The organism is Avibacterium sp. 20-126 (assembly GCF_044358625.1).
Lineage (GTDB): Bacteria > Pseudomonadota > Gammaproteobacteria > Enterobacterales > Pasteurellaceae > Avibacterium.
The window spans coordinates 1732164-1757269 of the sequence record NZ_CP091457.1; the positions used below are offsets into that span (position 1 = coordinate 1732164).

The following is a 25106-nucleotide window of genomic DNA, read 5'->3' on the forward strand; positions in this document are numbered from 1 at the left end:
GTTAATTGAGAAGTTATGCAAAAACTTCTGAATGTGTGTTTAACCGAACTAATTTTAGGCATTGTTGTTCAATTTTATAAATTAGCACGAGATCATTGAGAATATGGCAATCCATATAGCCTTTCAAATTATCTTTAAGTGGATGATTTTTATATTCGGCAGGCAGGGTTATCCCATTTGTTAAGTAATGCATTACTTCCAAATAGCGGGGATGAACAAACAAGTGTGGCATTTTTTTGGCAAGTTGTACTAAATCTCGCTTAAATTCTTTTGCCATTTCAATTTCATTAATTGGCAATGGCTGGCTCATTTATTCTTTTCCTTCGGCTTTTTGTTTTAGTAAAGAGGCAAGATCAGTATTAGCATCAAGAGAAAACCGCTCAGCTTTTCCATTTTCAATTTCATTCATTGCCATTAACGTTTTTGTATTAGGTTGCAAATAATTCAAACTTAAAGGAATAGCTTTAGTCGCAACAATTTCCGTTAAAAACATATTGAATACCTGTGAGGGAGTAAGGCCATATTGTGCAATCACTTCAAACGCCTCGGTTTTTAAATGCTGTGGCAAACGAAAATTCACCACCGCATTATTATTCGTCATTGTTGCCATAATAAACCCCTTGACAGATTAAGTTAAGTTTATAGCATTATATTGCATATACATTATCATTACAAATTAAGCTTAATCTATTTTCATTTGTGAGAAGCACCGTCTTACTCTAAAATACAAGCAAAATAAAGTGCGGGGAAAATTTTATTAATTTTCAGCACATTTTAGTGAAAAATTTAGGATAAATAATGACTAAAGATACCCTCTTTTCTGCCCCGATTAAAAATTTAGGCGATTTTACTTTTGATGAAAATGTCGCGGAAGTGTTTCCCGATATGATTCAACGTTCTGTGCCGGGATATTCTAATATCATTACCGCAATTGGTATGTTGGCAAGCCGTTTTGTTACGCCTAATTCAAATGTGTATGATCTGGGTTGTTCCCGTGGTGCAGCAACGCTTTCTGCCAGACGTAATATTCAGCAACCTAATGTGAAAATTATTGGGGTGGATAATTCGTTGCCAATGGTAGAGCGTTGCCGTCAGCATATTCAGGCTTATCACAGTGATATTCCCGTTGAAATTTTATGTGATGATATTCGCCAAATTCACATTGAAAATGCCTCAATGGTGATTTTAAATTTCACCCTGCAGTTTTTGCCACCGCAAGATCGCACCACGCTACTGACAAAAATCTACCAAGGTTTAAACCCAAATGGGGTGTTAGTATTATCGGAAAAATTCCGTTTTAATGATGAAAAAATTGATGATTTACTGATTAATCTGCACCACGAATTTAAACGAGCCAATGGTTATAGTGAACTAGAAGTTAGCCAAAAACGCACCGCACTTGAAAATGTGATGCGAACAGATGAGATTGAAACGCACAAAGTGCGGTTAAAATCCATAGGATTTTCTCACGTTGAACTGTGGTTTCAGTGTTTTAATTTCGGTTCAATGATTGCCATTAAATAATGAAAAGGCTTTCATTCGTTTTGATTGCACTATAGGAACGGTAATTTATCCCCTTTATGCTCGAGATAGGGGAGTTACCGGCCTTTCACAACTGAGTATAGATCCGATTTTCACGCGCGATTTTATTATTTTTTACGACCGTACTTTAACAAATCCACAACAACTTATTACTGCCAGCCAAAAATTAGGGACTGAATTGCTTTACGAATACCAGAACCTTAATGCTATTGCAGTGCATATTCCTGAGAAATAGGATCTTCAATTGTTAGAAAAGCAGTTAGCAAACCTTAACGGTGTATTACAAGTAAACCCATCGCAGGTCATGCAATTGCATGAAAAATAGAAATTTAAAAGTAACCGATTCAAAGTTAGAGCATACTAAAAAAGCCACGTCAAACGTGGCTTTTGGGATAGATAAATATCTAATCTAACAATTAGAAGTAAACGCGTAAACCAACACCGTAGCGGTTGTCTTTAGCAGAATGTCTAGCTTTAGTACTTGCTGTAACATCATCAAGTTTAGCTACATCATAGATAGAGCCAGTACCTTTAGTACGAGAATGTGCATACTCTACATAAGCTACTACATTTTTGTTAAATGCATAATCAGCCCCGATAACATATACATTCTCTGTAAGTTTTTTATCTTTATCTACTGCCAATGCTCCAGAAACGGTGCGTAAGAAATTAGCATCACCTTTATCAAAACCTAAACCAGCTTTATTACCTTTATATTCATTACGCTCCCAGATTGCATATACAGAAGCATTCTCTAAATATTGGTATTTAGCCGCAACTTCTAAGAAACGACCTCTTCCTTCTTGATCTTGGGTTTGGTGATCTTTGTAATAAGATTGACCATACTCAGCACCGAAAGTTGCTGGTCCATAAGTAAATTGAGAAGCTACACGCCAAGATTGAACTTTACGACCTGTATCATTTGACAATGCATCACCATTATCATTCACTTCTACAGTATAGCCAGCGTTTAAATTCACACCAACATCAGCGAATTGACCTGCATAAAATGCAGATGCACCGTAAGCATATTTAAGTTTCTCATCTGCATTATTTTTCTTAGCTTCACCAAAAGCGTAGTCAGCACCGAAACCTAATGTTTGACCTTCAGCTAATTGGAAGTCAGCAGTACGGAAAGCAACCACTTTATTTCCACCAGTGAAAAGATTATTATTTCCACCAAATAAGTAAGAGTGATCATTAATTTCTACCGCATCACCAGAAGTATTTTGTTTACCAAAAGATACGCGACCAACACCCTCTTTTTCTAGTGCTAACCATAATTTATTAGTTGTAATATTGTTGAATGATGAACTTGTATCCCAACGATCACCACCTTCATTAAAACGGAAACGAGTATAAGCAACTGCTTTATAACCATCACCTAAATCGTGTTGTGCTTGGATAAATACACGTGATTCATTGTTACGTAAATCAGCACGTTGATCATTACCAAATTTACCTAAAACCACATCAAAACGACCGCCTACATCTACTTGTGTGCCATCGTTGTTATAAACTGTTGCCGCGCTTGCTGAAGTTGCTACAGCTGCAACTGCTAATGCTAATAATGTCTTTTTCATAATTAAATTCCTTTCAGAATTAAGTTGTTATAACAAATTTTAAAGTTAGGCTAAAACTTTTCTTAAAAGAAAATGTCAAAGCTGACTTCACTTGAAGCACGGCTATATTGGCAAAGAAATATTCAAGTGTCAATGTAAAATCTGAAAAAGTTCATTGTATTTAGTGATCAAGATCACATATTTTAAGAAAAAATCCATCTCTATATTTGCTTAATACAGAATTTGTATGAATTTGCACCTAATGTATAAAGTATAAATAATGATGACTTATCAAGGTTACTTAAGGCATATAGGAGCTAAAGTTAATAGCAGTATTAAATTCTCTTTCAAATTGAGCAAAATCCCATTTCAACCCCCGCCACTCATTTCCCGTTTGGCAAATGGATGCCCCAGTTTTTCAGGATGCAGATCTAAATTCGGCTTATAACTACTGCGCCCCACATTGTAATCAACCCCACGGTCAGTAATCACCCAACGGTCTTCATTCACTTTAAATGCCCTGGTTTTCTCGGTTTCTCGTTGGTTAATTTTACGCTCATATTCCACCAATCGCCCTTCTCTTTGGGTCATGGTTAAATTACGTCGCTTAATATCTCGCTCGGCAAGGGCAATCACCGTACAACGGCAATTAAAGCCATTAGGCGGGTAAAAGGTGTGCCAGAATGGATCATCATAGGCATACACTAAACCATTCATTGCGCTATGACTTGGGCAGGTGCGATCATCATTGACGGCACTATATTGCCGATAAGGGCGACTATCCACATTATCCCGCATTTGTTGATACCACTGAGCAAAATCACCATCCTCAAAAAAGCAATGATTTTGTCGAATAAATAATTAACAAAAAAGCACCGCACTTAAAATAACACTCAAATATGACTTATTTGAGTGAATTTTGGGTATTACGCGTAAAAAAGACAGCCCGCTATAAAGGAGAGCAAAAACCAGAGCAAGTAGCTGCTTATCAACATACATTGGAACAATACGATGAATATCAAGCCGTTTTATTGATGAAACAGGATTGGATACCTTTTATTACCGCCCTTATGCCTAATAATTGCTAAACGATACCTGCGCACATCATCTGTTGCAGCTCAAATCAAAGAACAAAATAGCTTAATTACATTCACGATTTATTCAGCTACGATGGATAGGTGTTTATTTGAAGCAGGGTTTGAATGAGTATTGCGACTAATCCGTTAATTACATGACCGACAAATTTGCCACACTAACCTCAGCCCCCATACTATTTTAGTACAACATTTCACCACGCTAGAACAAAAATATTGGCTCTTAGATTTCGATAAATGCACAGAAAAATCGGGTAATAGTTGGAAAGCTCAAAATCTAACTAAATTACACCGCTCTTTTAATAAAGAGGGAAATAAACTGGCAATTCAATTTACTCAGCCAGATTGGAATGAAATTTTAGTTGGATATCCTAAATAATTTAGCAGCTATATAAATCCTTTTCTCTTATTTTGAATAAAAATAGAAATTTTTATTTGACTTTGCAAAAAGTGAATTTTAAAAATTTAATAACCTACTTAGATTTCAATCCTCTTTTATCTTTTGAGTAATAGAGTGAAAATATCCCTCCTCCCTACCAAAATAGAAAAACGCCACTGAGTTCCCTCAATGGCGTTCTTCTCTCATTCAAAACCTGGCGGTGCCCTACTCTCACATGGGAAACTCCCACACTACCATCGGCGTTACAGCGTTTCACTTCTAAGTTCGGCATGGATTTAGGTGGGTCCACTGCACTAACGCCGCCAAGATAATTCTTTATCTCATCTAAATCTTATCTCTTCTTCACAGACTTCAAAGCCTTACGCTCTAAAATCCCTACTCTTTCAATCAAAAACAAGCCAAAACCCTTGAGTGTTGTATAGTTAAGCCTCTCGGGCAATTAGTACTGGTTAGCTCAACGACTCACATCGCTTACACACCCAGCCTATCTACGTCTTAGTCTCAAACAACCCTTACCAACTTAAAGTCGGGGAGAACTCATCTTAAGGCAAGTTTCGTGCTTAGATGCTTTCAGCACTTATCTCTTCCGCATTTAGCTACCCAGCAGTGCCTCTGGCGAGACAACTGGTACACCAGTGATGCGTCCACTCCGGTCCTCTCGTACTAGGAGCAGCCCCTCTCAATTCTCCAACGCCCACGGCAGATAGGGACCGAACTGTCTCACGACGTTCTAAACCCAGCTCGCGTACCACTTTAAATGGCGAACAGCCATACCCTTGGGACCTACTTCAGCCCCAGGATGTGATGAGCCGACATCGAGGTGCCAAACACCGCCGTCGATATGAACTCTTGGGCGGTATCAGCCTGTTATCCCCGGAGTACCTTTTATCCGTTGAGCGATGGCCCTTCCATTCAGAACCACCGGATCACTATGACCTGCTTTCGCACCTGCTCGACTTGTCTGTCTCGCAGTTAAGCTTGCTTATACCATTGCACTAACCTGACGATGTCCGACCGTCATTAGCAAACCTTCGTGCTCCTCCGTTACGCTTTGGGAGGAGACCGCCCCAGTCAAACTACCCACCAGACACTGTCCGAACACCCGTTTCAGGCGCTTCGTTAGAACATCAAACGTTAAAGGGTGGTATTTCAACAACGACTCCACGATAACTGGCGTTACCGCTTCATAGTCTCCCACCTATCCTACACATCAAAATTCAAGGTTCAGTGTCAAGCTATAGTAAAGGTTCACGGGGTCTTTCCGTCTAGCCGCGGGTACACCGCATCTTCACGGCGATTTCAATTTCACTGAGTCTCGGGTGGAGACAGCCTGGCCATCATTATGCCATTCGTGCAGGTCGGAACTTACCCGACAAGGAATTTCGCTACCTTAGGACCGTTATAGTTACGGCCGCCGTTTACTGGGGCTTCGATCAGGAGCTTCTCTTTCGATTACACCATCAATTAACCTTCCAGCACCGGGCAGGCATCACACCCTATACGTCCACTTTCGTGTTTGCAGAGTGCTGTGTTTTTAATAAACAGTTGCAGCCAGCTGGTATCTTCGACTGGTTCATGCTCCATTCGCAAAGAACTTCACACTACGCCAGCGCACCTTCTCCCGAAGTTACGGTGCTATTTTGCCTAGTTCCTTCACCCGAGTTCTCTCAAGCGCCTGAGTATTCTCTACCTGACCACCTGTGTCGGTTTTCAGTACGGTTTAGTAAAGCCTGAAGCTTAGTGGCTTTTCCTGGAAGTGTGGTATCAGTTACTTCAGCTCCTTAGAGCCTCGTCATCATCTCTCTGTGTTGACAGTAGACCGGATTTGCCTAGTCTACCCACCTACCAACTTAAACGTACATCTCCAACAGTACGCTAACCTAACCTTCTCCGTCCCCACATCGCAGCTTTACCAAGTACGGGAATATTAACCCGTTTCCCATCGACTACGCTTTTCAGCCTCGCCTTAGGGGCCGACTCACCCTGCCCCGATTAACGTTGGACAGGAACCCTTGGTCTTCCGGCGAACGGGTTTTTCACCCGTTTTATCGTTACTTATGTCAGCATTCGCACTTGTGATACGTCCAGCAATCCTCTCGAACCACCTTCTTCCGCTTACACAACGCTCCCCTACCCAACAATCTTTCGATTGATGCCGCAGCTTCGGTACTATATTTTAGCCCCGTTACATCTTCCGCGCAGGCCGACTCGACTAGTGAGCTATTACGCTTTCTTTAAATGGTGGCTGCTTCTAAGCCAACATCCTAGCTGTCTAAGCCTTCCCACTTCGTTTCCCACTTAATATAGATTTTGGGACCTTAGCTGGCGGTCTGGGTTGTTTCCCTCTCCACGACGGACGTTAGCACCCGCCGTGTGTCTCCTGTGCAGTACTCTTTGGTATTCGGAGTTTGCATCGGTTTGGTAACCCGGGATGGGCCCCTAGCCGAAACAGTGCTCTACCCCCAAAGGTATTCACACAAGGCTCTACCTAAATAGATTTCGGGGAGAACCAGCTATCTCCCGGTTTGATTGGCCTTTCACCCCCAGCCACAGGTCATCCGCTAATTTTTCAACATTAGTCGGTTCGGTCCTCCAGTTAGTGTTACCCAACCTTCAACCTGCCCATGGCTAGATCACCGGGTTTCGGGTCTATACCTTGCAACTAGCCGCCCAGTTAAGACTCGGTTTCCCTTCGGCTCCCTTATTCAGTTAACCTCGCTACAAAATATAAGTCGCTGACCCATTATACAAAAGGTACGCAGTCACCCAAAAGGGCTCCCACTGCTTGTACGTACAGGGTTTCAGGTTCTATTTCACTCCCCTCACCGGGGTTCTTTTCGCCTTTCCTTCACAGTACTGGTTCACTATCGGTCAATCAGGAGTATTTAGCCTTGGAGGATGGTCCCCCCATCTTCAAACAGGATTCCTCGTGTCCCGCCCTACTTCTCGTAAGCTTAGTACCACACGCGATTTTTCAGATACGGGGCTATCACCCTGTTTCGCTTGACTTCCCAGTCAATTCTCCTAAATCACTCGCTATCACTTACTGGCTACTCCGCTTTCGCTCGCCGCTACTCACAGAATCTCGGTTGATTTCTTTTCCTCGGGGTACTTAGATGTTTCAGTTCTCCCGGTTCGCCTTGTTTACCTAGTTTATTCAGTAAACAATGATAGGTTCTTCACCTATCGGGTTTCCCCATTCGGACATCGTGGGTTAAACGCTTCTTATCAACTCACCCACGCTTTTCGCAGATTAGCACGTCCTTCTTCGCCTCTGATTGCCAAGGCATCCGCCCTGTACGCTTTCTCACTTAACTATACAACCTCAAGGATTTTTTTCCTTAAAGCTATCATCGTCATTCGTTGAGAATCGCTTACTTGCTTTTGTTCAAGTAAGTCTTCTTCTACTCAGACTTCTTCAATTCAATGATAAACTTTATCCTTTATCACCGGCTTGAAAGTCTCTTCAGTTTTCAGCTTGTTTTTACATTGTTAAAGAGCAAATACAATAATACTGATTTTGTGTACTATCATTACTAAATTCTCTGACTAAAATCCATCTTAAGTATATAGACTTAAGATAACCTAAAAGAACTTACTAATGATTTACATCTCATTAAATGATTTGGTGGAGATAAGCGGGATCGAACCGCTGACCTCCTGCGTGCAAGGCAGGCGCTCTCCCAGCTGAGCTATATCCCCAATCATTTCTTCTTCATCACTTGAGTGGTGGGTCTGAGTGGACTTGAACCACCGACCTCACCCTTATCAGGGGTGCGCTCTAACCACCTGAGCTACAGACCCTCAAGGATTCGGGTATTCCTTTGCTTCTCATTGTCTAACATCAATCAACCAATCTGTGTGAACATTCGTCTTCTCTTCGGTAAGGAGGTGATCCAACCGCAGGTTCCCCTACGGTTACCTTGTTACGACTTCACCCCAGTCATGAATCATACCGTGGTAAACGCCCCCCTCTCGGTTAAGCTATCTACTTCTGGTACAACCCACTCCCATGGTGTGACGGGCGGTGTGTACAAGGCCCGGGAACGTATTCACCGCGACATTCTGATTCGCGATTACTAGCGATTCCGACTTCATGGAGTCGAGTTGCAGACTCCAATCCGGACTTAGATGCACTTTCTGAGATTCGCTCACCCTCGCAGACTCGCTTCCCTCTGTATGCACCATTGTAGCACGTGTGTAGCCCTACTCGTAAGGGCCATGATGACTTGACGTCATCCCCACCTTCCTCCAGTTTATCACTGGCAGTCTCCTTTGAGTTCCCACCCATAGTGCTGGCAACAAAGGATAAGGGTTGCGCTCGTTGCGGGACTTAACCCAACATTTCACAACACGAGCTGACGACAGCCATGCAGCACCTGTCTCAAAGTTCCCGAAGGCACAGTCTTATCTCTAAGACCTTCTTTGGATGTCAAGAGTAGGTAAGGTTCTTCGCGTTGCATCGAATTAAACCACATGCTCCACCGCTTGTGCGGGCCCCCGTCAATTCATTTGAGTTTTAACCTTGCGGCCGTACTCCCCAGGCGGTCGATTTATCACGTTAGCTACGGGCGCCAAGCTCAAAGCCCAACCCCCAAATCGACAGCGTTTACAGCGTGGACTACCAGGGTATCTAATCCTGTTTGCTCCCCACGCTTTCGCACATGAGCGTCAGTATCTCCCCAAGGGGCTGCCTTCGCCTTCGGTATTCCTCCACATCTCTACGCATTTCACCGCTACACGTGGAATTCTACCCCTCCCTAGAGTACTCTAGTAAACCAGTCTGAAATGCAATTCCCAAGTTAAGCTCGGGGATTTCACATCTCACTTAATTTACCGCCTGCGTGCCCTTTACGCCCAGTTATTCCGATTAACGCTCGCACCCTCCGTATTACCGCGGCTGCTGGCACGGAGTTAGCCGGTGCTTCTTCTGTGACTAACGTCAAATCAACGCGCTATTAACACGTCAACCTTCCTCATCACCGAAAGAACTTTACAACCCGAAGGCCTTCTTCATTCACGCGGCATGGCTGCGTCAGGGTTCCCCCCATTGCGCAATATTCCCCACTGCTGCCTCCCGTAGGAGTCTGGGCCGTGTCTCAGTCCCAGTGTGGCTGGTCATCCTCTCAGACCAGCTAGAGATCGCAGGCTTGGTAGGCCTTTACCCCACCAACTACCTAATCCCACTTGGGCTCACCTTATGGCTAGTGGCCTTCCGGTCCCACTACTTTAATCCTCAGATATTACGCGGTGTTAGCCATCGTTTCCAATGGTTATCCCCCTCCATAAAACAGATTCCCAAGCATTACTCACCCGTCCGCCACTCGTCAGCATCGAAAGCAAGCTTTCAACCCGTTACCGTTCGACTTGCATGTGTTAAGCCTGCCGCCAGCGTTCAATCTGAGCCATGATCAAACTCTTCAGTTTAATCTCGCTCAATGAATACATAACGTTATATTCTTTTCGAATTTCAAGTTAAGCATCATTGATTTCTAAATTTTAAATCTTTTTGAAAATCAACGAATGCCCACACAGATTGTCTGATTGATTGTTAAAGAACAAAAGTGGTCGGCGAGATAGGATTTGAACCTACGACCCACTGGTCCCAAACCAGTTGCGCTACCAAGCTGCGCTACTCGCCGACATAAATTGGGGTGGCTAATGGGACTTGAACCCACGACAACCGGAATCACAATCCGGGGCTCTACCAACTGAGCTATAGCCACCATTGTTGTTTGCATTGACTCTGGCGCGCTCGACAAGATTCGAACTTGCGACCTTTGGCTCCGGAGGCCAACGCTCTATCCAACTGAGCTACGAACGCGTTTTATATCTCACTGCGTCGTTGCGGGGCGTATATTAAGAGTTTCCAAATAGCTTGTCTAGTATTTTTTTTATTTTTTTTATCACAAGATAGTTTTTTGTTCAATTTGTTTATAAAACGTAAAATACTTGTCTATCTTTTATAAAACGCTAAAAAATCCAACCGCACTTTTTATTCTTCAATACTTTCTTTTTTAGATTTTATTGTGAGTATGTTTGCGAAGAAAATACCTATCATCAGCCCCAATAAACCTGCAAATAATACCCAATATAATGCCTGACGTTCAGGACTAAGCGGTTGAATTGGTGATTTAAGGTAACGATAAGCAGTCAAATTATTATCAAGCGGGTTGACTGATTTCATCATATTTAATTTGCCTTGCCAATCTTGCTCCCCCAGTGTATTAGCCTGTAAGGTTGCGCCTAGCTTTAATTGAGCAGCACTACTTACTTGATTAAACAAATTTTTCCACTGCCCGATCAATTCATTGTAAATCACCTCTCTTGTTGCAAGATTACTTTGCTCAATAAATGCATTGAGCATTTCCAGCGCCTGCTTAGGGTTATCTAATTGAATAGAAAGTGTTTCTGGCTGTCCTTTAAGTGCGGTGGAAAATTTGACTGTTTTTACTAATTGTTCGAGCAATTCTTCATCATTTTGTGCATTCCCTGTTTCTCGTTGTTTATAGTAGGAACTTTGCAGCCAAAATTGACGGATATTGTCATAAGCAGAAAGCTGACGTTTAAATTCATCATACACGTTGTTCACTAACAAGGCTTCTGGCTCATTCTTACCTTGAATAAACTGATACATTGATGCCAGCGCATAATAATTACCTAATTGATTTACGGTCGGTTGAGAGATTTTCGCTTCCGCCTTCCACTGTAATTTCTGTAAAAAACTTGCCCCATACCCAGCCAAAGCAAAAATAATCGTAAACAAAATAATGATAAAAGATTTTTTTGCTGTATTTTTTGATTGCATCGTTTTCTCCTTATTGTTTTGCTAGACGGCGATGGCGGCGTTTTAGGCGTCTTACCCAGCGAGTAATACGCCACGCTCTGGCGATAGAAAAGACATAAATGAAAAACAGAAGAATAAAGCCGAGAAACATTATCCATTCATTGATGTAATAAATTTCACCTAAAATCCCAAACCCTGCACAGAGTGCGGCGATAAAGGTGATAAATAAAAAGGCTTGGCGTGAACTTAGCCCCGCACGCACCATTAAATGGTGAATATGCAAGCGATCAGGACGAAATGGGCTTTTACCTTTACGCAAACGGCGGTAAATAATCGCGATCATATCAATCACGGGAATGGCAATGATCCATAATGCCGTAATTGGATTCATTGGGTGACCTTTACCCTGTGTGCTAAGCAGTAAGATCCAAATAATCGTAAAGCCAATCAGTGTGCTACCAGCATCCCCCATAAAAACTTTAAATCTCGTACCAAAAGGAATGCCAAGATTAAGCATTAAATAAGGTAAAATAGCAATAATTAAGGCAAAACTCCAATAGGCGAGATCCATTTGATTATCCATAACAAGTAAGATGCCTATCGCCGCAAAAGCAACACTAGATAAGCCACCAAGTAAACCGTCTATACCATCTATCATATTGAAGGCGTTGATTACAGCAATCGTTGCGAACACGGTGATCATCAACCCGATTGAACCGAGTGTTAGTTGGAATGGACCTAAAATTTGCCCGAGATGATCGAGATAAATATTGCCCATATCAATCATTAAAATAGCTAAAAAGGCTTGAATTCCCGCACGAATGAAAGGGCTGATGTCGAAGCGATCATCTAAAATACCGATGGCTAACAACACAAAGATACTGAAAAGATATAACGCTGGCAGCCGCATTTGCTCCCACTCAAGAAAATAGAAGACACAGTTACCGATAAATAGCGAAATGCCCCCAATCAGAGGGATTGCGCCTTTGTGGCGTTTGCGATAATTTGGTTTATCCACTAAACCGATTTTTTGCGCAATCGGGCGCATTGCAAATAAAGAAAGCAATGCACCGAGAAATGTGAGCAGAAAACTCAACAACATAATGAATAATTTCAGTAAAAAATAAGTGGCAAAAGCATACCATAAAGGCAAACGCGTACATAAATATTTTTATAAATTTACTCAGTTTTACAGTACAATATTTCAGTTTTATGCAATTTCTCTTAGACAAGATAAAGGACAAATAGTAATGAACCATTCAGAAAGCCTCTTTTCCCAAGCGCAAAAAGTCATCCCCGGTGGGGTTAATTCGCCTGTCCGTGCCTTTAATGGCGTCGGTGGTACGCCGGTATTTATTGACCGTGCAGAAGGTGCCTATATTTTTGATACAGACGGCAAGCAATATATTGATTATGTGGGATCTTGGGGGCCGATGATTTTAGGGCATAACCACCCCGCCATTTTAAGTGCGGTGCTAAAAACTGCCGAAAAAGGCTTGAGTTTTGGGGCGCCTACCCCATTAGAAATTGATTTAGCCACCTTAGTTTGCCAGCTTGTGCCTTCTATTGAAATGGTCAGAATGGTAAGTTCTGGTACTGAAGCCACAATGTCCGCCATTCGCTTAGCGCGCGGTTATACCAAACGAGATAAAATTATTAAGTTTGAAGGTTGTTACCACGGGCATTCTGATAGCTTACTGGTAAAAGCTGGCTCTGGTGCATTAACCCTTGGGCAACCTAGCTCACCGGGCGTGCCAGCAGATTTTGCAAAACAGACGTTAACTTGTGAATACAATAATATTGATTCTGTTAAACAAGCCTTTGAACAGTATCCTGATGAGATTGCCTGTGTCATTATTGAACCAGTTGCAGGAAATATGAACTGCATTCCACCTAAGGCAGGCTTTTTACAGCAATTACGTGAACTCTGTGATCAGTATGGCGCATTATTAATCATTGACGAAGTGATGACCGGTTTTCGTGTTGCCTTAGGCGGTGCGCAACAATACTATGGCGTAACCCCTGACTTAACCACCCTTGGCAAGGTCATTGGCGGCGGAATGCCCGTAGGTGCATTTGGCGGAAAAAAAGAAATTATGCAATATATCGCACCAACAGGGCCTGTGTATCAAGCTGGCACGCTCTCTGGCAATCCAATTGCAATGGCAGCGGGACTAGCCTGTTTAACAGAATTGAAAAAAGCAGGTAACGAACAACGCCTTGCCACTTTAACGGAAAAACTCGCCGTTGGCTTAAAAGCCCTCGCGGACAAACATCACATTCCATTTGTGGTGAATTATGTAGGGGGAATGTTTGGTATTTTCTTCACTGATCAGCCTGAAGTCAGCACTTATCAGCAGGTGATGAAATGCGATGCGGAAAAATTCAAACAATTCTTCCATAAAATGCTAGAACAAGGGATTTATCTCGCCCCTTCCGCTTATGAAGCAGGTTTTATGTCTTTGGCACATACTGATGAAGATATTGAACGCACCTTGCAAGCAGCCGATAATGCCTTTGCCACAATCAAAAATGCTTAAGGAAAAGTAGGAAGAAATGATGGAAAACGCCAACAAACACTATCAGCTTGCATTGCTAAAAGTACATAGTACCGCAGTGTTATTTGGTTTAACGGGCGTGCTGGGCGTGCTGATTCAAAGCAGTGCTGGCGTGTTAGTGCTTGGGCGTGTATTTATCGCTCTTATGGCACTCTCCCTCTTCTTCCTCTATAAGAAAATGCCTCTCAACAAGCTTTCTGCACAAGGCATTTTGTTACAATTTGTGCTAGGTAGTTTACTCACTGCCCATTGGGTCACCTTTTATATTGCCGTTAAAGTTGGCGGTGTCGCAGTGGGAACACTGGGCTTTGCCAGTTTTCCCGCCTTTGTCTGCTTATTTGAAATGCTCATATTCAAAGTGCGGTTAAAATTAGGTGAATTTTTCTTATTACTCGCCATTACATTTGGATTAATCCTTGTAACCCCTGCCTTTGAATTTGGCAACCAATCCACACAAGGCCTATTATGGGGCATTTTTTCAGGGGCGATTTACGGCTTACTTGCGGTGCTAAATCGCAAAAATCGAGGCCTCCTTTCTGGTAGCCAAGCCAGCTGGTGGCAATATTTGGTGGGCGTTATTGTACTTTTACCATTTTACGCCAATGAATTACCAAGTGTTTCTTTACAAGATTGGTTTTGGATCGCCTGCATTGGCTTGCTTTGCACCAGCCTTGCCTACACGCTCTTTGTTTCTAGCCTTGATGTGCTAAGTGCAAGAACGGCGGCGATGATTATTTCCCTTGAACCGGTTTATGCCATTCTGATTGCTTGGCTATGGCTTAATGAAGCCCCTACGCTCACAATGTTACTTGGCGGTGCAATTATCATCACCGCTGTCGCCTTAGAAAATTTACGCAAGTAACAAGAAAAAATTCACCAAAAAACACCGCTCTTTAAAAAAGCCGTGTTCAATTATATTTGATTATATTGAGGCTAAAATTCGCTGCTCTAACGCCTCTCTTTCCTGTTGCGACAATGCCTTCCCTTCGCGATTGGTTAAAATAAAGAAATCCTCTGCTTTTTCACCAATCGTGGTAATTTTGGCGTTTTGGATATTTAACTGAAGTGCGGTGAAAATTTGGCTGATTTCTGCTAACAGCCCTGCTTTATCAAGGGCAAACAGTTCCATTTCTGTGTGCGTACTTTTCGCTAAATGCAAGAAGCGTACTTCGGTTTTTACACGAAATGGCTTAAGCTGATGGTTTTTCATTGTGCTGATTTTCGCGATTTTGTTCGCACTCAGTGCCTTTTGCAAGGCTTGCTCTAGTTCGCGGCGGCGATCAAATTTCGCGAGTGTTCCATCTAATTCAGTAACAATAAAACTGTCAAACACCTTGCCGTCTTCAGCCGTGAGAATTTGTGCGTCGTGAATACTAAAACATTTTGCACCGATGGTGCTGACAACTTTATGGAATAAATTGTCTTGATCTTCACAATGAATAAAGATTTCCGTCCCCCCTGCGGAAAAGCGGTTACTGATTTTTACCACATTTTGCACCGCACTTTGTTTTCGACTTTCCGCAATGAGGGCGCTATGCCAGCAAATTTGCTTTGGATTATTGCGTAAGAAATAATCTTGTGGAAACGTTTGCCACAAGCACTGAATAGCTTCTTGCAGAAGTTCGGGCTTCTCTTGTTGTAATAATGCCAGTGCCTGATTTTTATGCTGTGCGATTTTGTTCTGATTATCCAACAGGTTTGCCATTCCTAGGCTAAATTGCTCGGTAGTAGATTGATAAAGCTTTGTTAATAAAGAACGTTTCCAACTATTCCAAAGGGTTTCGTTAGTCGCACAAATATCTGCCACCGTTAAGCAAGTGAGCAAATCAAGGCGTTGTTGAGTCGTAACTTCCTCAGCAAATGCAAGGACGATATTGGGATCGTCAATATCTCGCCGTTGTGCCGTTACCGACATCAATAAATGCTGTGCGACTAACCATTGCATTAATTCACTGTCTTGAGCAGAAAAACCGTGTAACACGGCAAAATCTGCAATGTCTTTTGCACCAAGCTCGGCGTGATCACCTCCGCGACCTTTGGCGATATCGTGGAATAACCCTGCAAGATAAAGCAAAGCACGCTGTGATAATTGAGTAAAAATGCCATAGCAGATAGGGTGCGCAGATCGGCTTTCTGGCTGGGTAAAACGTTCTAATTTTAGCATCACGCGCAAGGTATGCTCATCAACGGTATAGCTATGGAATAAATCAAATTGCATTAATCCTTCAATGGCTTGCCATTGTGGTAAATAGATGCGTAACACGCCATATTGATGCATTGGCAAAAATGCTCGTTGCACGCAATTGGGTTGTTGAAATAAGCGGAGAAATTTTTCTCTCGCTTGTGAATTTTCACTTAAATAGCCTTGAAATGTTTCAATCGTGCGGATTAATTGGCGTAGCGTGCTGGAATGAATTTCTGCTGTTGGGTATTGAGTGAGATAGAAAAACAAATCTAAAATACTGTCTGGCTGTTGTTGAAAACAGTCTTTTTGCGTTAAGCAAATGGCATTATTCGCAACGTGAAAATGGCGATCTAACGGAAAACAGGTTTGCTGACTTGGCTTGTCTATAAAATGTTCACGATAATGTTTCGTTAAGCTATGCGTCAGAGTCGCAATCGTTTGTAAAGATTGAAAAAATGCTTTCATCATTTTTTCTACGGCTTCATTATCTTCCCCTTGATAGCCAAGCAATTGGCTCACTTTTACTTGGCGATCAAATAATAGTCGGTTATCGTAACGCTTTAAAATGAGGTGCAAAGCAAAGCGCATTTTAAACAAAAAATGTTGCTTTTCTTGCAATAACGCATACTCTTCGGGGTAAATAAAGCCCGTTTGTAAAATATCCTGCAAGTTTTTTGCCCCAGTATGCCGTAGGGCGAGCCAATAGAGCAAATGTAAATCACGCAAACCGCCCGGGCTGTATTTGATATCCGGTTCAAGGTTATAACTAGTGTTGTTATAACGTTGATAACGCACATTTTTTTCTTCCATCTTGGCCTGATAAAAATCCTCCAAGCGCCAGAAATCGGACTGTTTTAAAAGTGCGGTAAGTTTTTCAAATAATTTTTCATTTCCGCATAAGTAGCGACTTTCGAGCAAATTAGTGGCGATAGAAATATCTTCTCGACCGGCCTGTTCACATTCCGCCAAAGTACGAACAGAATGCCCGACTTCAAACCCACAATCCCATAAAAACTGAACAAATTGACGGAGCTGTCGCTGAATGTCTTCACTAGGTTGCGATTGTGTCAAAATCAAAAAATCTAAATCAGATAGAGGAAACATTTCCCCTCGTCCATAGCCACCTACTGCAATTAGGCTCAGATCTGGTTGTTGTTCAAGCTGAAAATGTTGCCAAAGGTGTTGCAATATATCGTCATAAAATGTTGTGCGATTTTCTAGTAATTGATAGATAGAAGCTTGTTGAAATTCAGCGAGTTCAAGGTTTTTGAGTTGATCTTTTTGCGCTTTGACAGATTGTATTGTGAACGGCGTTGCGCGACTGTAAGTAAACATTTTGGATCAGATTCCTTTTCGGCTATCAGCTTCAGGCAGACACATAGGTCTACCTCTACATTACATTGATGATTTAATAAATCGTAGGGACAAGCCGATCTATTCGCCCATTTCTATTTTTCTGCTTGCTGTTCAGAAAACCTTATGCGGGCAGACACATAGGTCTACCTCTACATTACATTGATGATTTAACAAATCGTAGGGGCGAACCGATGTGTTCGCCCATTTCTATTTTTCTGCTTGCTGTTCAGAAAACCTTATGCGGGCAGACACACAGGTCTGCCCCTACATTACATTGATGATTTAATAAATCGTAGGGGCGAACCGATCTGTTCGCCCATTTCTATTTTTCTGCTTGCTGTTCAGAAAACCTTATACGGACAGACACATAGGTCTGCCCCTACATTACATTGATGGATTTAATAAATCGTAGGGGCGAACCGATCTGTTCACCCATTTCTATTTTTCTGCTTGCTGTTCAGAAAACCTTATGCGGGCAGACACATAGGTCTGCCCCTACATTACATTGATGATTTAACAAATCGTAGGGGTGAAGCGATGTGTTCGCCCATTTCTATTTTTCTGCTTGCTGTTTAGAAAACCTTATGCGGGCAGACACATAGGTCTGCCCCTACATTATATTGATGACTTAATAAATCGTAGGGGCGAACCGATGTGTTCGCCCGTAGATTATACATTCACCATAAACCGCTGAATGCGTCCTGCTTTTTCTTCTTCCTCGCGAATTGTCATTACTTCACAACCCTTTGCGGTAACCACGATTTGATGCTCAAATTGCGCAGAATGGCTGCGATCTTTGGTTTTTACCGTCCATCCATCGCCCATTAAACGCACTTCACGCTTGCCTGCGTTGATCATCGGCTCAATGGTGAAAACCATTCCCTCTTTCAAGATCACACCGCCATCATCTCCGTCATAATGTAACACTTGGGGATCATTATGAAATTCGGTACCAATGCCGTGTCCACAATATTCACGCACAACACTAAAGCCTTGCGACTCTGCATATTTTTGGATTGCTTTGCCAATTTCTCTTAAACGAATCCCCGGTTTTACCGTACGCAAGCCGATATATAAGGCTTCTTGTGTTACGTCCACCAATTTTTTGCTACGGATATTTGTCTCGCCAACGATAAACATTTTGGAATTATCGCCATAGTAGCCATCTTTAATCACTGTTACATCAATGTTCACAATATCGCCATTTTTTAGTTGTTTTCCTTCACTGGGAATACCGTGACACACCACTTCGTTAATGGAAATACAGGTTGCTTTAGGAAAACCGTGATAACCTAAGCAAGCAGGAATCACCTTTTGTTGTTCCACCATATACTCGTGGCACAAGCGATCTAACTCGCCAGTGGTAACACCCGCTTTTACATAAGGTTCGATCATCACTAACACATCAGAGGCTAATTTACAGGCCTCACGCAGTTTTTCAATTTCTTGTTCTGTTCTAATTGGAATTGCCATAACTTCTCCTTGACAAAAATTTGTGCGGCATTTTACCACCTTTCCGTTGAAAAATCCTTGATAAATTCTTGAATGGTTTACTTGGTTATTAGATAATAGCCAACTTAAAATTGACAAGGATACAAGCGAGATAAATTATGACAGAGATGGCAATTCCTTTAACCTTTACCGATGCGGCGGCCAATAAAGTAAAAGCCTTGATTACCGAAGAAGAAAATAGCGAGCTAAAATTACGCGTTTATATCACAGGCGGTGGTTGTAGCGGTTTCCAATATGGTTTTACCTTTGATGAAAAAGTGAATGAAGGTGATCTCACTATTGAGAATTCAGGCGTGCAGTTAGTCATTGATCCAATGAGCTTGCAATATTTAATTGGTGGCACAGTGGATTACACGGAAGGGCTAGAAGGCTCTCGTTTTGTGGTAAATAACCCTAATGCGACAACGACTTGTGGTTGCGGTTCATCGTTCAGTATCTAACCTAATCACTCAAAATGGATTATCAATTTTTTGCCCAAGGCGGACAAATTTCAGCCAAATGTTCAATGGGACACGAGGCTTTAGCCAATTGGTTAAATACCGAAGTGCGGTCAAATTCTCAGCTAATTTCCACCGCACTTTCTCTTATCAATCAAGCTCGCCAAGCGCCAACACAGGATTTCAAATTACTTGGCACTGAATATAGCCTATTTGTCAGTGCTGATGAAGTGATGATTCGTGCGAATAATCTTGCTATTGATGAACAACAAGAACTTGAGCCAGATTTTCATTACTATGATGAGGAAAGCCTCGCTTTCTGTGGCTTGGAAGATTTTGAACAGTTTTTACAATCTTATTTATCCTTTAAGCGCTAAAATTCGTGCCAGATCACTAGGTATAATGTGTAATGTCAGAAAGCAATCCTACACCAGAAACAAAAGAAACAGCCTCCCCTTCGCGAAAAAAGCGTTTTCGTCATTTTTTGCTTAAAATCGCGTTTGTGCTGGCTTGTTACGTTACTTTTTACGGAATTTATTTAGATGGGCAAATCCGCACCAAAATGGATGGGCAAATCTGGCAGTTACCCGCGGAAGTTTATAGCAAAATAGATACCATTAAATTATCTGATGGGCTAAGCCTCAATGAGGTCAAACAACGTTTATTAGAAAACGATTATCGTCAAACCACAATGGTTGCTGCCCCGGGCGATTTCAAAATTGAAGACAATACCCTCGTTTTGTTGCGTGGTGCCTTTCCATTCCCTGTTCACCCTGAAGCCCAGCGTGTTTTCCGTTTACGCTTTAAAGACAACAAATTAGCGGTAATAGAAGATTTAGTTAATGTAAAAGCCATTGATGAATTTTCTCTCGCCCCCAAATTAATTGCAATGTTGCAATCAGAAAATGAAGAACGCTTAACCCTTTCTTTACAAAATTATCCTAGATTATTGATTGATACCTTGCTTTTAACCGAAGATCGCCGATTTTATGAACACGACGGGATAAGCCCTTTAGGTATTGCAAGAGCCATTGTGGCAAACCTACAAGCAGGCCATCGCGTGCAAGGGGGAAGTACCTTAACGCAGCAATTGGTTAAAAATCTTTTCCTTTCTAACGAACGTACATTCACAAGAAAAATCAATGAAGCACTAATGGCACTCATTTTAGATTGGCGTTACGACAAAAACCGTATTTTGGAAACCTATCTTAATGAAATTTATCTTGGACAAAACGGCAATACGCAAATCCACGGTTTTGAATTAGCAAGCCATTTTTATTTTGGCCGTTCAATTCGTGAGATCAATTTAGATCAAATTGCCTTATTAGTAGGAATGGTAAAAGGCCCTTCGCTATATAATCCTTGGCGCAACCCTGAAAATGCGCTTGAGCGCCGTAATGTGGTGTTACGTTTATTACTTGAACACAAAGTAATTGGGCAAGAGCTGTATGAGATGTTGAGCAAACGTCCGCTTGGCGTGCAAAAACGGGGACAAATTAACCGTAAATATCCTGCTTTTATTCAAACCTTGCAAGCCGAACTTCGCCAGCAATTAGGCGAAAATCGTGCAAGTAGTTTATCTGGCACACGCATTTTCTCTACGTTAGATATTAAACAGCAACATTATGCTGAACAAGCAGTGATTAATGCCGTTTCTGAATTACAGTTGAAATATAAAAATCCTTATTTAGAGTCTGCAATGATCGTGGCAGATTATCATTCAGGTGAAATCAAAGCCATTGTGGGTGGTTTGCAAACCAACTATGCGGGTTTTAACCGTGCATTAAATGCGAGACGTCAAATTGGCTCACTCGTAAAACCTTCTATTTATTTAACCGCACTTACTGAACCTAGCGAATTTCGTTTAAATACGCCGATTAAAAATCAGCCGATTACCATTCATACTAAAGGTAGCCCGCCTTGGCAACCACGGAATTATGATCGTCGTTATAGTGGCTCTGTGATGTTAATGGATGCACTTGCACGATCGTTAAATATTCCTACGGTAAATATTGGAATGAAAGTAGGACTAAGCAAAGTGATTGAAACCCAAAAAGCGATGGGCTGGGATAAAGTAAAAATTCCTAAAGTCCCGGCAATGTTATTAGGATCTTACTCAATTTCCCCCTATGAAGTGACGAAATTATTCCAAACAATTGCCAATCAAGGGGCAACCATTCCCCTTGCAACAGTAAATAGCATTACAAATCAAAAAGGGGAATTAATTTATCAACGAAATACGCAACCAAACCAAGTTGTTCCAGTACAAGCGGCTTATGAAACGCTTTTTGCTATGCAACAAACAGTTGAACGCGGCACTGCACGCAGTTTGCAAAACCAATTCGCCCATTTACATTTAGCAGGAAAAACGGGCACCACAAACTCTGCGCGTGATACTTGGTTTGTGGGGATTGACGGCGAAAATGTCGCCACGGTTTGGCTTGGACGTGATGACAATGGCGAAACAAGATTGACAGGAGCAACGGGGGCATTGCAGGTATATAAAAACTATCTACAACGCACGCAGGCGAAAACCTTGCATCCATCCACGCCAGCGGGCATTAAATGGGTTGGTATTAATAGTTATGGAGGTTGGGATTGTGGCAATGCACGGCAAATTCCTGTATGGACAGATGGTAACCAATCTTTCTGTTCAGCCCCTCGCGAAGTTGCACCAGAACCGAAACAGCCGAGCTTGTGGGATGTATTAAAGCCCTCCGCTTTAGGCTCTCAGCCAGCCCCCGTGGAAGAAGCTGCACCTGCCAATTAATTTTTATCGAGGAATAAGATGAAATTGATTTTTATTGATTATGAAAATATCCAACCGACAACATTAGAACATTTATCTCCAAATGATCATTTTATTGTGCTTTGTATTGGTGAAAATCAAAAATCCCTGCCTGTTACATTGGTAACCTCTTTGATAAGATTCGAAAAAAATTGCCGTATTATTGAATGTCCGAAATCAGGAAAAAATGCATTAGATTTTATTATTGTTGATGAGATGGCGCGTATCACAACAGAATATCAATTTAATTCCCTTTATATTATTTCTAAAGATAAAGGGTTCGATTCGATCATTCATTATTACCTCATAAAAGATCGGATCAAACAGGCTAAGCGATTAGACAGCATAAATGACATTCTAAGTAATCCGAATCCAAGAGATAATAGCCAAACTAAAAATATGGTTGAATTTGCCTCAACAATACAAAAGCACATTGATAAAATAAATGCGATTTCTCCCAGAAGCTTACCGAAAAAACCGCAAAGTCAATATAATTGTATCAATGCGTTATTAAAATCAGAAAATCTTGCTGAAAAAGAGATTAAAGCCCTGATCAAAATGGTAGATTTTTCCCCTGCCCAATCAACAGAATTAAAAATCTATATTGCTCGTGCTAAAGCAAAATTAAATAGCCTAGAAAAAAGGCATCACCCGAATAAACTCGAAACGCAAACGAACTGGCTCAAGAGCTTTTTTAACGGTGATGGTTTAAATGCCTCGCAAATTAGCAAAATTAGGGAAATGATTTTTACAACGTGATTTCACTTTCCTCTGATGTTAATACTCCCGCTTTAAATCCTTGCTATAAATCACATTGGTTGGATTTTGCTGATCAATACCTTGTAAATTAGGACTAAGATAAATGGGCGTGGTGTACTGAAACACGGGTAAAACCACATTATCTTGCTGCAATAATTGACTTACTTGCTGATAAAGTGCGGTGCGTTTTTGCGTAGAAATGGGTTGTAGACTCTGTTCTAGTAACGCGTCCACTTTTTCGTTGTGATACGCGGATTTATTGTCTGGATTTTTGGAATAAAAATTCATTAAAAATGCCGAAGGATCATTGTAATCCGCACACCAGCCTGAGCGAATAATTTGAAAATCACCTTTCGCACGTCTTTCCAATAAGGTTTGCCAAGGCACAGGATCGGCTTGAATATGAATGAGATCAGATTGCGACCACATTTGCACTAAACGCTGCCCAATGGTGTGATTAATCCCTTCTTGGTCAAAAGTTAAACGCAACACGAGAGGCGATTTTTCGGTAATCCCGTTTTGCTGTAAAAGCTGTTCCACTAACACGGGCGACCACGCATTCTCTGGCTCACCTTGCATTGAAATGGGAAGAAAATGATTACTCGCCAGACGAGCCTGCGGTTCACCCCGTACTAAGTTACGGGCTGAAGCTAAAAAAACAAGAGATTTTCGTACCGCACTTTTAGCCAGCCTTGGATCATTAAAATTAAATTCATAATAATAAGTGCAAAGTTTCGGAAAATACGTCACTTGTACATTGCGATGCGTTGGATTAACAACAATATCAATCCCCGTCAGTTCTTGATTTAACGTGAGTTTTTTATAATCAACCAAAGAGAATGCCACATTCTCACCTTGCCAATAATAAGGATTTTGTGCCAGATGAATTTCATCCCCTTGCTGATTTTTCACATAATAAGCCCCATTGCTCACAAAGCCTTGCTGTTCGGCAAAAGACTGCGGTAATAGCACAGGGTGCGCCAACATTGCGGGTAAATAGGGGATCGCTTTTTCTAAGGTGATTTGTAATTGCTGTGGAGACAGGGCTTGCACGCCTAATTGAGCAACATCCGCTTCCCCTTGTATCACAGCGGTTGCGTGCTGAATATTGATAAAAGCTAAGTATTTTTTCAGTGGATTATTTGAAGTCGCTAATTTTCGCCAGCTTTGTACAAAATCTTCAGCGGTAACAGGTAAGCCATTTGACCATTTTGCCGCTTCGCGCAAAGTAAATATCCAAGTTTTATTATCTTTGGTTTGCCAGCTTTCAGCAACGGCGGGAATCACATTGCCGTGTGGATCATAAATTACCAAGCCTTCTAGAATATCACGCAAAAAAGTGGCTTGTTCATCATTTTGTAGTTTGTCTGGTGAAATCACTAAATCACCATAAACGCCACGCACTAAGCGAGGAATACGCACTTCAGGCTCGGTTGGTGTTGTCGTGGTTTGTGCAGGATGAGGCGTGGTAACCTGCTGTGGCTTATCGCAACCGGTTAATCCGAAAATAGCACAAAAAAACACCGCACTTGGTAAAATTGTTGAAACGTTCAATGATGGCATTGGCTTAAAAACTCAGGTAAAAGTAGGGGCATTATACAAAAATGCCCCTTTATTACCAATCATTCTTTCTTTAATAACGGCTTATTCTTTCAGCGTTTTAATCCAAAAGAAAAACACCCAATAGTGAATGATCAAACCGAGTAAAATGGCGATTTTACCAAAAATGGTAGGGGTAAAATAAAACCCAATTGCCAGCATTGTGGTGGATAAAATAAGAATCCGAATTTTGGTTTTTAACGTTAATGCACGCTGTTCACTGAAAGATTGTAAATGCTTTTTATAAAGTTCCGTGTGAATGATCCAATTATGTAAACGTTCAGAACCTTGCGCAAAGCAAAATACCGTGAGTAATAAAAAAGGTGTCGTCGGTAGTAAGGGCAAAAATGCGCCAATAATGCCGAGTGCTAACGAAATAAATCCTAAAATGATGTAAATAGCTTTCATTTTTCTTTCCAAATAAAAATAATTCTCAATTATCCATATTTTTTTTAGATTTCTCAACCTTGATATTATAAAATCGCCCCTTATTTGTTATGCAATGAAAAACACTATAAAAAAGCAAG

The 25106-nt window shown here is 41.6% G+C and carries 18 protein-coding genes, 5 tRNA genes, 3 rRNA genes and 2 pseudogenes; 10 read left to right on the forward strand and 18 right to left on the reverse strand.

From position 1 onward, the window contains the following. Window positions 1-13: 13 nt before the first annotated feature. Together L4F91_RS08115 and L4F91_RS08120 are read right to left on the reverse strand one after the other, a co-directional pair. Window positions 14-310, reverse strand: coding sequence for a type II toxin-antitoxin system YafQ family toxin (locus L4F91_RS08115; RefSeq protein ID WP_250349674.1), 297 nt, complete (start codon window positions 308-310; stop codon window positions 14-16). After that, entirely contained in the window at window positions 311-601 is a 291-nt protein-coding gene (locus L4F91_RS08120; RefSeq protein ID WP_265762759.1) for a type II toxin-antitoxin system RelB/DinJ family antitoxin, read from the reverse strand. Window positions 602-798: 197 nt separating this feature from the next. Here L4F91_RS08120 and cmoA point away from each other — a divergent pair, with 197 nt between their 5' ends. Next, complete coding sequence (gene cmoA, locus L4F91_RS08125; protein WP_265762653.1) at window positions 799-1524, forward strand: carboxy-S-adenosyl-L-methionine synthase CmoA; 726 nt, start codon at window positions 799-801, stop codon at window positions 1522-1524. Further along, the gene (locus tag L4F91_RS08130; RefSeq protein ID WP_265762652.1) at window positions 1511-1777 is read left to right on the forward strand and encodes a hypothetical protein; all 267 of its coding nucleotides are present in this window, start codon (window positions 1511-1513) and stop codon (window positions 1775-1777) included. Before cmoA ends, L4F91_RS08130 begins: the two co-directional genes overlap by 14 nt. A 181-nt stretch (window positions 1778-1958) precedes the next feature. Here the strand turns inward: L4F91_RS08130 and L4F91_RS08135 are convergent, their stop codons facing one another. Both L4F91_RS08135 and L4F91_RS08140 read right to left on the reverse strand, forming a co-directional pair. Next, window positions 1959-3125 (reverse strand): porin, encoded by a 1167-nt coding sequence (locus L4F91_RS08135; protein ID WP_265762651.1) that lies wholly within the window; start codon window positions 3123-3125, stop codon window positions 1959-1961. Window positions 3126-3479: 354 nt separating this feature from the next. Then, window positions 3480-3911: pseudogene (locus L4F91_RS08140) on the reverse strand (phage minor head protein); the annotation flags it as partial. 92 nt (window positions 3912-4003) lie between these two features. Here L4F91_RS08140 and L4F91_RS08145 point away from each other — a divergent pair. Together L4F91_RS08145 and L4F91_RS08150 are read left to right on the forward strand one after the other, a co-directional pair. Continuing rightward, on the forward strand, window positions 4004-4192 hold the full coding sequence (locus tag L4F91_RS08145; RefSeq protein WP_250349671.1) for a hypothetical protein: 189 nt from the start codon (window positions 4004-4006) through the stop codon (window positions 4190-4192). A 151-nt stretch (window positions 4193-4343) separates the two neighbouring features. Beyond that, window positions 4344-4577: pseudogene (locus L4F91_RS08150) on the forward strand (lipopolysaccharide kinase InaA family protein); the annotation flags it as partial. A gap of 212 nt (window positions 4578-4789) precedes the next feature. On the opposite strand, the gene rrf reads toward L4F91_RS08150, so the two are convergent. The 10 genes from rrf to wecA all read right to left on the reverse strand — a co-directional run bounded on the left by rrf (window position 4790) and on the right by wecA (window position 12487). Next, a 5S ribosomal RNA gene (gene rrf / locus L4F91_RS08155) occupies window positions 4790-4905 on the reverse strand. Window positions 4906-5016: 111 nt separating this feature from the next. Next, window positions 5017-7915, reverse strand: a 23S ribosomal RNA gene (locus tag L4F91_RS08160). 309 nt (window positions 7916-8224) lie between these two features. Then, window positions 8225-8300: transfer RNA gene (locus tag L4F91_RS08165), tRNA-Ala, on the reverse strand. Window positions 8301-8325: 25 nt separating this feature from the next. Further along, window positions 8326-8402 (reverse strand) — tRNA-Ile (locus tag L4F91_RS08170). 80 nt (window positions 8403-8482) lie between these two features. Beyond that, window positions 8483-10025, reverse strand: a 16S ribosomal RNA gene (locus L4F91_RS08175). The 16S, 23S and 5S rRNA genes sit together here with 5 tRNA genes alongside, the layout of an rRNA operon. A gap of 138 nt (window positions 10026-10163) precedes the next feature. Continuing rightward, window positions 10164-10240: transfer RNA gene (locus tag L4F91_RS08180), tRNA-Pro, on the reverse strand. An 8-nt stretch (window positions 10241-10248) separates the two neighbouring features. Further along, a tRNA-His gene (locus L4F91_RS08185) sits at window positions 10249-10324 on the reverse strand. A 21-nt stretch (window positions 10325-10345) separates the two neighbouring features. Continuing rightward, window positions 10346-10422: transfer RNA gene (locus L4F91_RS08190), tRNA-Arg, on the reverse strand. A gap of 171 nt (window positions 10423-10593) precedes the next feature. Next, entirely contained in the window at window positions 10594-11406 is an 813-nt protein-coding gene (locus L4F91_RS08195) for a Wzz/FepE/Etk N-terminal domain-containing protein (protein ID WP_395895880.1), read from the reverse strand. Between the two features lie 10 nt (window positions 11407-11416). Next, window positions 11417-12487, reverse strand: coding sequence for a UDP-N-acetylglucosamine--undecaprenyl-phosphate N-acetylglucosaminephosphotransferase (gene wecA, locus L4F91_RS08200; RefSeq protein WP_395895882.1), 1071 nt, complete (start codon window positions 12485-12487; stop codon window positions 11417-11419). 148 nt (window positions 12488-12635) lie between these two features. On the opposite strand from wecA, the gene hemL reads away from it, so the two are divergent. Then, a complete protein-coding gene (gene hemL / locus L4F91_RS08205; protein ID WP_250349669.1) occupies window positions 12636-13925 on the forward strand; it encodes a glutamate-1-semialdehyde 2,1-aminomutase in 1290 nt (429 codons plus the stop codon). A gap of 19 nt (window positions 13926-13944) precedes the next feature. Beyond that, window positions 13945-14805, forward strand: coding sequence for a DMT family transporter (locus L4F91_RS08210; RefSeq protein ID WP_250351657.1), 861 nt, complete (start codon window positions 13945-13947; stop codon window positions 14803-14805). A 60-nt stretch (window positions 14806-14865) separates the two neighbouring features. Here the strand turns inward: L4F91_RS08210 and glnD are convergent, their stop codons facing one another. Further along, window positions 14866-17463: a bifunctional uridylyltransferase/uridylyl-removing protein GlnD gene (gene glnD / locus L4F91_RS08215; RefSeq protein ID WP_395895885.1), complete on the reverse strand. Its 2598-nt coding sequence runs from the start codon at window positions 17461-17463 to the stop codon at window positions 14866-14868. Window positions 17464-18153: 690 nt separating this feature from the next. Then, window positions 18154-18957 (reverse strand): type I methionyl aminopeptidase, encoded by an 804-nt coding sequence (gene map, locus L4F91_RS08220; RefSeq protein ID WP_250349667.1) that lies wholly within the window; start codon window positions 18955-18957, stop codon window positions 18154-18156. Between the two features lie 137 nt (window positions 18958-19094). Here map and erpA point away from each other — a divergent pair, with 137 nt between their 5' ends. The 4 genes from erpA to L4F91_RS08240 all read left to right on the forward strand — a co-directional run bounded on the left by erpA (window position 19095) and on the right by L4F91_RS08240 (window position 22980). Next, complete coding sequence (erpA, locus tag L4F91_RS08225; RefSeq protein WP_268738983.1) at window positions 19095-19436, forward strand: iron-sulfur cluster insertion protein ErpA; 342 nt, start codon at window positions 19095-19097, stop codon at window positions 19434-19436. Between the two features lie 14 nt (window positions 19437-19450). Next, window positions 19451-19810, forward strand: coding sequence for a YacL family protein (locus L4F91_RS08230; protein WP_265762644.1), 360 nt, complete (start codon window positions 19451-19453; stop codon window positions 19808-19810). A 107-nt stretch (window positions 19811-19917) separates the two neighbouring features. Further along, window positions 19918-22203: a penicillin-binding protein 1B gene (mrcB, locus tag L4F91_RS08235; protein ID WP_395897858.1), complete on the forward strand. Its 2286-nt coding sequence runs from the start codon at window positions 19918-19920 to the stop codon at window positions 22201-22203. 18 nt (window positions 22204-22221) lie between these two features. Continuing rightward, window positions 22222-22980 carry a PIN domain-containing protein gene (locus L4F91_RS08240; RefSeq protein ID WP_265777364.1) on the forward strand — a complete coding sequence of 253 codons (759 nt, stop codon included), beginning with the start codon at window positions 22222-22224 and terminating at the stop codon, window positions 22978-22980. A gap of 18 nt (window positions 22981-22998) precedes the next feature. On the opposite strand, the gene L4F91_RS08245 is transcribed toward L4F91_RS08240, so the two are convergent. Both L4F91_RS08245 and L4F91_RS08250 read right to left on the reverse strand, forming a co-directional pair. Continuing rightward, window positions 22999-24543 (reverse strand): peptide ABC transporter substrate-binding protein, encoded by a 1545-nt coding sequence (locus L4F91_RS08245; RefSeq protein ID WP_395895888.1) that lies wholly within the window; start codon window positions 24541-24543, stop codon window positions 22999-23001. Between the two features lie 81 nt (window positions 24544-24624). Beyond that, window positions 24625-24987 carry a YbaN family protein gene (locus L4F91_RS08250; RefSeq protein WP_250363455.1) on the reverse strand — a complete coding sequence of 121 codons (363 nt, stop codon included), beginning with the start codon at window positions 24985-24987 and terminating at the stop codon, window positions 24625-24627. Window positions 24988-25106 lie beyond the last annotated feature (119 nt).